This window comes from Streptomyces sp. E2N166, from assembly GCF_003671715.1.
Taxonomy (GTDB): domain Bacteria; phylum Actinomycetota; class Actinomycetes; order Streptomycetales; family Streptomycetaceae; genus Streptomyces; species Streptomyces thinghirensis.
The window spans coordinates 808,373-819,948 of the sequence record NZ_RAIF01000006.1 but is presented as its reverse complement, the minus strand read 5'-3'; the positions used below and the strand labels follow the sequence as shown (position 1 = coordinate 819,948).

10 protein-coding genes and 1 pseudogene are annotated in these 11,576 nt (G+C 71.7%); 5 read left to right on the top strand and 6 right to left on the bottom strand.

The annotated features are described in order from the left end of the window. A partial coding sequence (locus EBH09_RS04230) for a lipase maturation factor family protein (protein WP_153182604.1) occupies positions 1-1,341 on the bottom strand: 1,341 nt, incomplete at its 3' end. A 150-nt stretch (positions 1,342-1,491) separates the two neighbouring features. Here EBH09_RS04230 and EBH09_RS04225 point away from each other — a divergent pair. The 3 genes from EBH09_RS04225 to EBH09_RS04215 are packed head-to-tail and all read left to right on the top strand — an operon-like array spanning position 1,492 to position 5,679. Then, positions 1,492-2,625 (top strand): DUF6777 domain-containing protein, encoded by a 1,134-nt coding sequence (locus tag EBH09_RS04225; protein ID WP_121745637.1) that lies wholly within the window; start codon positions 1,492-1,494, stop codon positions 2,623-2,625. Between the two features lie 58 nt (positions 2,626-2,683). Next, positions 2,684-4,774, top strand: a complete 2,091-nt coding sequence (locus EBH09_RS04220) for a SpoIIE family protein phosphatase (RefSeq protein WP_121745636.1) — start codon at positions 2,684-2,686, stop codon at positions 4,772-4,774. Positions 4,775-4,815: 41 nt separating this feature from the next. After that, positions 4,816-5,679 (top strand): DNA-formamidopyrimidine glycosylase family protein, encoded by an 864-nt coding sequence (locus EBH09_RS04215; protein ID WP_121745635.1) that lies wholly within the window; start codon positions 4,816-4,818, stop codon positions 5,677-5,679. Between the two features lie 212 nt (positions 5,680-5,891). Here EBH09_RS04215 and EBH09_RS04210 read toward each other — a convergent pair whose 3' ends face one another. The 3 genes from EBH09_RS04210 to EBH09_RS04200 all read right to left on the bottom strand — a co-directional run bounded on the left by EBH09_RS04210 (position 5,892) and on the right by EBH09_RS04200 (position 7,942). Next, positions 5,892-6,542: a zf-HC2 domain-containing protein gene (locus EBH09_RS04210; RefSeq protein WP_121745634.1), complete on the bottom strand. Its 651-nt coding sequence runs from the start codon at positions 6,540-6,542 to the stop codon at positions 5,892-5,894. Between the two features lie 191 nt (positions 6,543-6,733). Then, on the bottom strand, positions 6,734-7,246 hold the full coding sequence (locus tag EBH09_RS04205) for a hypothetical protein (RefSeq protein ID WP_121745633.1): 513 nt from the start codon (positions 7,244-7,246) through the stop codon (positions 6,734-6,736). 141 nt (positions 7,247-7,387) lie between these two features. Beyond that, positions 7,388-7,942, bottom strand: a complete 555-nt coding sequence (locus EBH09_RS04200; protein WP_055421597.1) for a sigma-70 family RNA polymerase sigma factor — start codon at positions 7,940-7,942, stop codon at positions 7,388-7,390. A 254-nt stretch (positions 7,943-8,196) separates the two neighbouring features. Here EBH09_RS04200 and EBH09_RS04195 point away from each other — a divergent pair, with 254 nt between their 5' ends. Then, positions 8,197-9,351, top strand: coding sequence for a CapA family protein (locus tag EBH09_RS04195; protein ID WP_121745632.1), 1,155 nt, complete (start codon positions 8,197-8,199; stop codon positions 9,349-9,351). Positions 9,352-9,357: 6 nt separating this feature from the next. Here EBH09_RS04195 and EBH09_RS04190 read toward each other — a convergent pair whose 3' ends face one another. Further along, entirely contained in the window at positions 9,358-10,770 is a 1,413-nt protein-coding gene (locus EBH09_RS04190) for an amino acid permease (protein WP_121745631.1), read from the bottom strand. Positions 10,771-10,872: 102 nt separating this feature from the next. Next, complete coding sequence (locus EBH09_RS04185) at positions 10,873-11,334, bottom strand: universal stress protein (RefSeq protein WP_121745630.1); 462 nt, start codon at positions 11,332-11,334, stop codon at positions 10,873-10,875. 109 nt (positions 11,335-11,443) lie between these two features. On the opposite strand from EBH09_RS04185, the pseudogene EBH09_RS38545 reads away from it, so the two are divergent. Next, positions 11,444-11,576, top strand: a pseudogene (locus EBH09_RS38545) (polysaccharide deacetylase family protein); the annotation flags it as partial.

Here is an 11,576-nt window from a genome sequence, read left to right as displayed (position 1 = left end):
CTCGCGCAGTTCGCGCCACGTCGTGTACCGGTACCGGAACAGCCGGGCGCGGACGAAGCGCGGCGGCGCGTCGGGCGGGAAGGGGGAGCGGCGCAGCAGCTTCAGCGTGGCCCGGTCGTTCTCCAGCAGTCGTTCCACGAGGGCGCCGAACCACGGCCCGGCGTACGACGGCGACAGCGCGGCGAACCACATCAGCCAGTCCAGCCGCAGATGGTACGGCGCGAACTGGCGCGGCCAGCGCCGCGGATCACCGGGCTTGCCCTTGAACTCGTACTCCCGCCAGTCCCCGTCCTCGCGGGCCGCCTCGTCTGCGGTGCCCTCGATCACCACCTCGTAGCGGACCCGGCTGACGGTCCCGAAGGCGCCGTAGGTGTTGACCAGGTGGAGCGAGTCGAAGGAGCGGTTCATCACCTGGCGGCGGGAGAGCATGTTGCGGACCGGCCGGTGGCTCAGGAACACCAGCAGTGCCGCCACCGCGAGAACCACGACCTCGTACCAGAGCGGCGCGGCGGACACGGACGGCGGATCGGCCGGGAACCGCACCGCCGACAGGGCCAGCACGATGGTGATCCAGTTCAGCCAGGAGAAGTTCCCCGACAGCACCAGCCACAGCTGGGTCAAGATCATCAGTGCCGCGGCGGCCGTCGCGACGGGTTGCGGCGTGAACAGCAGGAAGGGCACGACCAGCTGTGTGACGTGGTTCGCGGCCACCTCGACGCGGTGCAGGGGGCGGGGGAGGTGGTGGAAGAACCAGCTCAGCGGGCCCGGCATCGGCTGGGTCTCGTGGTGGTGGTCCAGGCAGGTCAGCTTCCGCCAGCACTCGTCGCCGCGCATCTTGATCAGTCCGGCCCCGAACTCGACCCGGAACAGCAGCCAGCGCAGCAGGAACAGTACGACGATCGGCGGCGCCACCTCGTCGTTGCCGAGGAACACGGCCACGAAGCCGGTCTCCAGCAGCAGCGACTCCCACCCGAACGAGTACCAGGTCTGCCCGACGTTGACGATCGACAGGTACAGCACCCAGGGCACCAGCCACAGCAGCATCGCGCCCCACAGCGGCAGCAGCGAGTCCAGTCCCGCCACCAGCGCCGCGGACACCCCGCAGCCCGCCCACGCGGCGCCCGCGAAGAGACGGTCCGAGTAGCGCAGCTGGAACAGGCTCGGCGCCCGCTTGAACGGCACCCGCTCGACGAACCGGGGCACGGGCGTCAGACCGCGCTCGCCCATCAGCGGGCGGAACTGCAGGGCCGCCGTCAGGAACGCGACCAGGTACATGACGGCCAGGGCCCGCTGGAAGACCAGCCGGCTCAGCCAGTAGTCGGGTGCGGTGAACCACTCCACGGCGCTCCTAGCGTGCGTCACTCTCCGTACGATGTCGCTCCGGTTGCGTGACGTGAGCGAGCGAAGCAGACAATAGTGGCCGGTTGTCTGAATTATTGCTGTTTGTTCCTCCGGTGAATCTTCTTCTCTCTCGATCGACAGGAGCACGCGGTGCGGACACCTCTCGGCCCCTCCGTCGGTGCCCGCCTGCTCTCGGTGGCGCTTCTGGCCGGCGCCGCCGGCTGCGGCGTCGCCGGTGCCGACGGCGATCCGGCCGCCGCCACGGGCGGAGTGCTCCACCTCCAACCGGTCGCCACCAGGGGCCCCGACCCGTTCACGGACTCCACTGCCGTCTCGACGGCTACCCCGCCCCCGGCCGCCCGAACGCCGCGGCCCGTCTCCGCCGGCGCCACGTCCGTCGCGCTCGACGGGCTGCGTCCGCTCTCGGGCGGGACACCCGGCCTCTACGGCGGTATCCAGCACGTCGGCAGCTGCGACGTCACCCGGCAGATCGGCCATCTGGCCGCGCACCCGGACCGGACACGCGCCTTCGCCGGTGCTGCCGGGGTCTCCGCGGCCGCGCTCCCCGCCTACCTGCGGGGGCTCACCCCGGTCGTGCTCCGCTCCGACACCCGGGTGACCGACCACGGCTACCTGGACGGCCGGGCCGCCGGATACCAGGCGGTCCTCCAGGCGGGTACCGCCGTCCTCGTCGACGACCGGGGTGTGCCGCGCGTGCGCTGCGCCTGCGGCAACCCGCTGAAGGCGCCGGCCGCGGCCGGCGCCGAGCCCGCCACCCGCGGCACGCCCTGGCCCGGCTACCGGCCCTCCGAGGTGGTCGTGGTGACCCCGGCACCCCGGGCCGTCACCGGCCTGACCCTCGTCAGCACCGTGGACGCCACCTGGATCGGGCGGCGGCTCGGCCACGACACCCGCCACGACCGGCCCGTCCCCACGCCCGCGTGGGTCACCGGCCCACCGACGCCGGCACCGTCCGCGCCGCCCACCACCCCGCCGGCCTACACGCCCAGCGCCCCGCCGAGCCAGGGGGAGGCGAGTGAAGAGGTAAGCGAAGAGGTGCTCGAGGAGCCGTACGAAGTGCCGTACGCAAACCCGTACGAAGCCCCGTACGAAGACCCGTACGAAGACCCGTACGAAGACCCGTACGAAGACCCGTACGAAGACCCGTACGGAGACCTGTACGAAGACCCGTACGGAGACCTGTACGAAGACCCGTACGGAGACCTGTACGAGGAGCCGTACGAAGACGTGCCCGACGGCGGCGCTTCCGCGGATGTCGTCTGACAGCGCGAAAAAGCCGAACAAGTCGAAGAATCAGGCAAATCCTGGCATGGTGGGGCCCATGGCTGATCGGGGTGCGAGTGCCCTGTCACTCCCGGAGGACTGGCCCGCCCACCCGGACCCGATCCTGGCGCTCAACCGCATGGGCAGCTTCGACTGGGACCTGGACACGGGACTGTTCCACATGGACGCCCAGGCCTACGAGGTGTTCGACCTGCGCCCGGAAGAGTACGACGGGCGCCCCGAGTCGCTGGCGTCGCGCGTTCCCCCCGCGGAGGGCAGCCGCCTGGACGCATTGGTCGCCCAGGCCATGAAGGACGGCAGCGAGAACTACGGCACCTACTTCCGGCTGCGCTGCCGCGACGGCACTCTGCGCTGGACCCGCACCCAGGGCTACATCCGCCGCGACGAGACCGGCCGCCCCCGCCGGATCATCGGCATCGTCCGAGACGCCACTCAGGAGATCGGCGACATCGAGGCCCGCCGCGAACAGGCCGCGCAGGACGAGGCCCGCCGCCGGCTCACCAACGTCGTCCAGCTCGCCACCGCCGCACTCGCGCACGCCCGTACGGTGGACGACGTCATCGAGGTCCTGCGGGACACCCACGGCCTCACCCGCCTGGGCGCCACCAGCCTCGTGATGGGCCTGGTCGAGGCCGGCCGCATCCGGCTGGTCGCCGACGGCCCCGACAACAGCTTCGTCCCGGGCACCCGCGTCACCCGGATCGACGAGCCTTACCCGATGAGCGAGGCCGTACGGACCCTCAGCCCCCGCTTCATCGAGTCGCCGGAGGAATTCGCGGAGCGCTATCCCCTCCTGTGGCAGAGCATCACCCACCTGAACATCACCGCGGCCGCCTACCTGCCGCTGATCGCGCAGGCCCGGCCGATCGGCGCGATCGGGCTGCTCTACAGCGACCGGCGCGGCTTCTCAGCGGAGGACCGCAACGTACTCGTGGCGCTGGGCAGCGGCATCGCGCAGAGCCTGCAGCGGGCCATGCTCTACGAGCAGGAGATGGACCTCGCCGCGGGCCTCCAGCAGGCCATGCTCCCGCGCAGCATCCCCAGCGTCCCCGGCTGCGACGTCGCCGTCCGCTACCGCGCGGCCACCATCGGCGGTGCTCTCGGGCGCGACATCGGCGGTGACTGGTACGACCTGATCCCGCTGCCCGGCGGCCGGGTGGGCGCCGTCATCGGCGACGTCCAGGGGCACGACACGCACGCCGCCGCCGTCATGGGCCAGCTGCGCATCGTCCTGCGCGCCTACGCCGCCGAGGGCCACCCCCCGGCCACGGTGATGGCACGGGCCTCCGTCTTCCTTCACGAACTCGACACCGACCGCTTCGCGACCTGCCTGTACGCCGAGGCCGATCTGGGCACCGGAGTGGTCCAGATGGTCCGCGCCGGGCACATCGACCCCCTGCTGCGGCGCGGTGACAGGACCTGCCGCCGCGTCTCCGTCGAGGGCGGGCTGCCGCTCGGCCTGTCCGCCGAGTTCGGGCGCCTCGCCTACCCGGTCTCCACCGTCGAGCTGGACCCGGGCAACACGCTGCTGCTGTGCACCGACGGCCTGGTCGAGCAGCCCGGCGCCGACCTCGACGAGGGGATGGAAGTGCTCACGGCGCTGGTCGCCTCCGGCCCGCAGGACGTACGGGACCTGGCCGACCGGCTCATCGACGTGGCCGAGGAGCGCGGCGGCGACGACGACGTGGCGCTGCTCCTGCTGCGCCGCCACGGGGTGAGCGCTCCCCGGACCTTCGGCCGGCTCCAGCAGCACGTGTCCCCGGGCGACCCCGAGGCCCTCACCGAGGCCCGGCACATGATCCGCGCCGCCGTCCGCGCCTGGGGCGCCGCGGGCCAGAGCGACGAGATCGAGCTGGTCGCCGACGAACTGGTCACCAACGCCCTCATGCACACCGAGGGCTCCGCCGTCGTCACCCTGCGGCTGCTCACCGGCACCGACCGCCGGCTGCGGGTCGAGGTCGAGGACTCCTCCAGCGCCCTGCCGCGCCGCCGCGACGCCGGGGACGCCGGTGTCTCCGGACGCGGGCTGCTCCTGGTCGAGACCCTCGCCGACGAGTGGGGCGTGGAGGCGCGCGGCGGCGGCAAGTGCGTGTGGTCCGAGTTCGTGGTGTCCCACCGCGCGGGCTGAGTCCCACTGGCAGTGTCGGTCCCGGGTGGCACTCTGGACGTATGCCCGAACTGCCCGAGGTCGAGGCGCTCAGGGACTTCCTGACCGAGCACCTCACCGGCCGAGAGATCGTCCGCGTCCTGCCCGTGGCGATCAGCGTCCTGAAGACGTACGATCCTCCGCTCACGGCCCTGGAGGGCCACCAGGTGACCGCGGTGCACCGCCACGGCAAGTTCCTCGACGTGGAGACCGCCGGCGGCCCGCGTCTGGTGACCCATCTGGCCCGCGCGGGCTGGCTGCACTGGAAGGACAGCCTCCCCAGCGGCCTTCCCCGCCCCGGCAAGGGGCCGCTCGCCCTGCGCGTCGCCCTGGAGACCGGCGCCGGCTTCGACCTGACGGAGGCGGGCACGCAGAAGCGGCTCGCCGTGTACGTCGTGGCCGACCCGCGGCAGGTGCCCGGCGTGGCCCGTCTCGGCCCCGACCCGCTCGCCGACGACTTCGACGAGGCGCGTTTCGCCGCTCTCCTCGAAGGCGAGCGGCGGCAGCTCAAGGGCGCCCTGCGCGACCAGAGTCTGATCGCGGGCGTGGGAAACGCGTACAGCGACGAGATCCTGCACGCGGCGAGGATGTCCCCCTTCAAACTGGCCGCGTCGCTCACCGGCGAGGAGACCGCACGGCTGTACGCCGCGCTGCGCGGCACGCTCGCCGAGGCGGTCGAACGCTCCCGGGGCATCGCCGCCGGCCGGCTCAAATCCGAGAAGAAGAGCGGGCTGCGCGTGCACGGCCGCACCGGCGAGCCCTGCCCGGTGTGCGGCGACACCGTTCGAGAGGTCTCCTTCAGCGACTCCTCGCTCCAGTACTGCCCGACCTGCCAGACCGGCGGCAAGCCGCTGGCGGACCGGAGGCTGTCCCGGCTGCTCAAGTAGCGCCGCCCGGTTCAGGGATGAAAGCTACGGTTCCGCACACTCAAGGACGAAGGTCCTGAATGCGGCCAAGGGGTGCACGGGCAGAGAAGGCCGGAGAGAGCGTGACCGAGCCCGCAGTGAGGAACCCCGCCGTATGCCGACCCATGTCGCAGCACGCCCGCACCCCACCTCCCGCACGCGGCGGCGCGAGACGCTCGACCGACGGTGACCACTCAGCCGGCGGGAAGCGTCACCAGGTGTTCCCCGTCCGCGGTGCGCACCTCGTAGCGGGCGATCTGGTCGGGACGCAGGGCCGCCCCGCCGTGCATGGTGTTCGGCCGGGCGTCGTGCCCGGGGACGTTCCAACTGGTGACCGTCTGCTCCGTGCCGTCGAGTCCGACGGCGATCAGCCGGCAGGAGCGCGGCCCCGCCCCGTCCTTGACCTCGAGCTCCACATCGGTGCCCCAGACCTCGTCCTCGGTGGTGACCCGCGCCCACACCCCGGACCGTTCGTCGGTCGCGGTGATCCGCACCGCCGGGTCGGCCTGTCCCGCGAAGATGACGACGCCGGGGCCGGCCACGGCGCACACGACCGCGGCTGCCACGGCGTACAGCACCCGCCTGCGGCCGGCCCTTCGGCGCGCAGTCACCTCGGACAGCAGGCGGTCCAGCAGCCTCGGGCCGGGCCTGGTCATGGGATGGACGAGGCGTGGCGTCGCCCGCCGGTACAGCATCAACTGGCGGGCGGCGGGGCCGAACTCGGTCACCTGCGCCGCGCACCGGGGGCACTCCATGAGGTGGTCCTCGAAGCGGAACGCTTCCGCCTCGTCCAGCACGCCGAGCGCGTAGGCGCCGACGTCACGATGCCTTTCCAGGGACCTCATGCCGAATCCTCGTGCCGTTGGGTGTGGGTGGGGTCACTCCTTGCTCCCACCCGTACGCACCGGACAGCCGAATCACTCAAGCCACGGACAGAATCGCAACCAAGGGGTTCGGAGCGGTCGGGCCCGTGGATTGGTCCGCCCGTGAAGAAGTTCGGGAGAGAGGCCGGGTCCCCGGGAAACCGGCCCGTCCGCTAGAAGAGATGGATGGCCAGGTGGCCGAGCGGCAGCCCGAGCTGCCACGCCGGGGTCCACACCTTCGGCCCCTCGTCCTCCCCGGTCACCGCCCCGCCCGGGACCGCGTTCAGGTCCGGGGCGAGCAGCTCGGTGTCCTGGAGCCAGCGCCAGGCGTCCCGCGCCAGCTCCAGGTCCGGCGAGTGCCGGCCGGCGGCGATCGTGTCGGCCGTGACCTCGGCCAGCCGCACCCGCACCCACTCGTGCCACGGCTGGTCGTACGCGGTCAGCGACAGCCAGGTCTCCAGCTGGGTGATGACCCGGATGCCGCCCAGCTCGTCGTCGGTGTCGGACAGGAAGACGGTCAGCGCCAGGGCGTCGCGCCCGGCGCGGAACTCGAAGGACGTCGGCGGCATCAGGTCGCCGGTCCGCAGCAGCTCGTCGGCGATGTACTCGGCGTACAACCACGCCATGGGAACGGTCAGTTCGCCCCCACCGGTGCCGTCCGTGCTCTCTTGGCCTCTGTGCAGCATCCCTTCCTGCCTTCCTCCGGTGCGTACGCGTCGCCCGGCCCGGGTCATGGGCCCCCGTCCGGAACACGGATGAGGACAGCCGATTACTCAACCGGGGTCCTGGGCAAGGCGCTTTACGGAGGTTTGACCATTCGGTCGGTTTCACCGCAGGTCGGCGGCGTATCCCGGTAGCACCCTGCGCAGGGCTCGCAGCGCGTAGTACGCGCGGGACTTCACGGTACCGGGCGGGATGCCCAGGGCTGCCGCGGCTTCCGCCACACTCGCCCCCTGGAAGTACACCAGCACCAGGACTTCACGGTGCTCCGGAGTGAGTGTCTTCACAGCCTCGCGCACATCCAGGGCCGCCGCGGCCCGCTCGGCGTGATCGGCGCAGACCCGCGCGTTCTCCAGTACGGCGTCGCCGACCTCCGCGGGCCGCGCCTGCCGGGCCCGGCGCGCGTCGATCGCGAGCCGCCGGGCCACGGTGAGCAGCCAGGGCCGTACGGAGTCGAAGTCGTCGGCGCGCAGCGCCTCGGGATGCTGCCAGGCGCGGACCAGGGTCTCCTGCACGAGGTCCTCGGCGCGCTGCCGGTCGCCGTCGCTGAGCCGCAGCAGCAACGCGAAGAGCGGCCGGCCGTGCTCGCGCTGCAGTGCGGCGAGCTCGTGCTCGGCGGTCGTCCCGTTCGTTCTGTCCGTCAGGGTGATTCCGGCCGTCATGGCCGTATGGCACCGCAGGCCGCCGCCCGGGGACAGGGCGCGCGCACGGGTGTGCGACGGACGGTCGATCGCGTCGACGAACGGTTCGACGAACGGTCGGCGTCCCCCGTTCGACCGGCCGGCACACCCCGTTCGCGCACGCCGGACGGGCTAATGGGCGTGTCGGAGCCGCCCGGGACACCATGAGCCTCATTACCTGTTTGTAAGTAAATGTGACTATTCATCGGTGTGTGCGACCCCAGCGGAGTGAACGGATGATCACACGCAGTCGGCAGGTGGCCCTGGCCCTGACCGCCCTTCTCACGGTGGGCGCGGCCTGCCAGGCCCGTGACCACGAACCGCCGAAACGGCCGGCCCCGGCCCCGTCCGCCGCGGACACCGGCGTCTTCACCCTGGTCGCCTCCGGCGACGTACTGCCACACGACTCGATCATCGAGCGGGCCCGCTTCGACGCGGGCGGCACCGGCTACGACTTCCGCCCCATGCTCGCCGGCGCCGAACCGGTCGTCTCGCGCGCCGACCTCGCCCTGTGTCACATGGAGACCGTGTACGGCGCGAACGGCGACTACAGCGGCTACCCCCTCTTCAAGTCCCCGCCCCAGGTGGCCGAGGCGCTGGCCGCCACCGGTTACGACGGCTGCTCCACCGCCTCCAACCACAGTGTCGACGACGGCGCCGACGGTATCCGCCGCACCCTGGACGCCCTCGACCGCGCCGGTGTACGGCACGCCGGTACGGCACGCACCGAGGCCGAGGCGCGCACCACGACGGTCCTGCGCGCGGGCCGCGCCGACGTCGCCCACCTCGCCTACACCCTGCACACCAACGGCCACCCGATTCCCGAGGAGCAGCCCTGGGCGGTCGACATGATCGACGAGGAGCGGATCGTCACGGATTCCCGGGCCGCCCGGGAGGCCGGCGCGGACATCGTCGTCGTGTCCCTGCACTGGGGCACCGAATGGCAGGACGAGCCCGACGAGGACCAGTTGGCCCTGGCCCGGAGCCTGACCGCCGCCCGGACCGGCGACCGCCCCGACATCGACCTGATCCTCGGCACCCACGCCCACGTCCCGCAGGCGTACGAGAAGGTCAACGGCACCTGGGTGATCTACGGGATGGGCGACCAGATCGCGGGCGAGATGATCAACGACGAGGGTGCCCGCGACCCGCGCGGCAACCAGTCGACCATCGGCCGCTTCACCTTCGCCCCGCCCGCCCGGCCCGGTGAACGCTGGCGGGTGACCCGGGCCGAGTTCGTCCCGCAGCTGTTCGACGTGGACGCCGGCCGGGTGGTGAACCTCAACCGCGCGCTGGAGCAGGGTGCCGACCTGCGTGCCGTGCGCGACCGGATCCGCGACGTCGTGCTCGGCCGGGGCGCGGCCGAGGACGGGCTGGTGATGGGGGAGTAGGCCGGGCTAACGGCGCGCCAGCTCCGACTTCCGGTACGAGTACCCGAAGTAGATCACCAGCCCGAGCGCGAGCCACACGGCGAACCGCGCCCATGTCTGCCACCGCAGGAAGGTGATCAGCCAGATCGAGAAGACGATCCCCAGGGCGGGGACGAACGGCATGAACGGCGTGCGGAAGGTGCGCGGCAGGTCCGGCTGCCGGTAGCGCAGCACGATCACCGCCGCGCACACCACCACGAACGCCAGCAGGATGCCGATGTTGGTCAGCTCGGCCGCCTCGCCGATCGGCAGGAACCCGGCGATCGCGGCCGACGCGAACCCGACGATCCAGGTGACCCGGGTCGGCACGTGCCGCGTCGGGTGCGTCTTCGCGAACCACTTGGGCAGCAGTCCGTCGCGCGACATCGAGAACCACACGCGGGTGACGCCCAGCATGAAGGTGAACATCACGGTGAGGATGCCGATGATGGCGCCCACCGCGATGACGTCGGCCAGGGAACTCAGCCCCACCGACTTGAACGCCGTCGAGAAGCCGCTCTCCGGGTCGATGCTCTTGTAGTTCTGCATGCCGGTCAGCACCAGGCAGGCGGCCACGTACAGCACCATCGAGATCACGAGCGAGTAGATGATCGCCTTCGGCATGTGCCGCTGGGCGTCCTTCGACTCCTCGGCCGCCGTCGACATGGCGTCGTAGCCGAAGACCGCGAAGAACACCGTCGCCGCGCCGGTGAACGCGCCGCCGACCCCGTACGGGAAGAACGGGTCGTAGTTCGAGGTGTCGATGTGGAAGACACCGACCGCGATCACCAGCAGCACCACCAGTACCTTCAGCACGACCACGACCATCTCGAAGCGGGCCGCGTTCTTGATTCCCAGGTTCAGCAGATACGCGATGAGCAGGCAGAGCAGCGCGGCGAACAGGTCGACCCTGTGACCGTCGCCGGTGCCCGGCGCGCCCAGCATCCAGCTCGGGATGTCGGCGCCCATCTCGCCCACCAGGAAGCTGAAGTAGCCCGAGATGCCGATGGCCACGACCGCCACGATCGCCGTGTACTCCAGGAGCAGGTCCCAGCCGATGAACCAGCCCGCCAGCTCACCGAGGACCGCGTAACCGTAGGTGTAGGCGGAACCCGCCTTCGGGATCATCCCGGCGAACTCGGCGTACGACAGTGCCGCAGCCGCGCTCGCGACGCCCGCGATGAGGAAGGAGACGAGGACCGCCGGTCCCGCCGTGCCGTTGGCGACCGTGCCGGCCAGGGTGAAGATGCCCGCCCCGATGATGCCGCCCACGCCGATCGCGGTCAGCTGCCACAGCCCCAGCGTCCGCTGCAGGCCGGTGCCCTCCCCGACCTCGGTGTCCTCGATGTGCTCGATGGGTTTGCGGCGGAGAACGCCCTCGCCCGTGCGGAACCCGGCCACGCGACTCACCTCTTTGTGAATGGCAAACGGCTGACGGGGGATCATGATGACTCACACCCGCCCGCGCCGGCAGCCGCGACGCACGCACCGCACCCGCCGGTGCTACGGCACCACTGTCACGGGCCAGCGCCCCGCCTTCACCAGCCGCACCGCGACGGAACCGACGATCCGGTGTCCGGCCTGCTCGGAGGCGCCCACCACCACGGCGTCGGCCTTCAGTTCGTCGGCCGCCTTGACCAGCCCGTTGTAGGGGTCGCCGCGGAAGGTGTGGAACTCCCAGCGCACGTCGAATATCCCCTTGGACCGCTCGGTCGCCTCCCGGATCTGGGCCACCAGGCCCTCGGCGATCTCGTCGGTCGTATCCGCCACCGGCGCCCCGAGCGCCGCGCCCGACGCCAGCACCGGCTGCACGTACACCACGGCGAGCAGCGCGTGCTGCCGCCGGGCCAGACCACCGGCGTAGGCCGCCGCCCGGAGCGAGGAGTCGGAGCCGTCCACCCCGGCCACGATGACCTTCGGCCCGTCCGTGCCCCGTTCGAACTGCTGGGAGTGCTGTTCCGTCACGCGGCGAGGTTATCCGGTAGCCCGTGACCTTGGGCCGTGCGGGTGGTTCCGTGCCGCCGCACCGGTGTTGCTCAGGTGCGCCGGACCGTGGCCGGGCGACTGATGAGTCATGAAGAAGGATCAGTTGCTGACACGACGCCGCGCACTGCTGGCCGGCGCCGCGGCCGTGGGAGCGGCGGGCACCGCCGGCGCGCTCGCGGTGGCCCTGGGGGACGGCCCGGCCCGGCCGGTCGCCCCCGCCC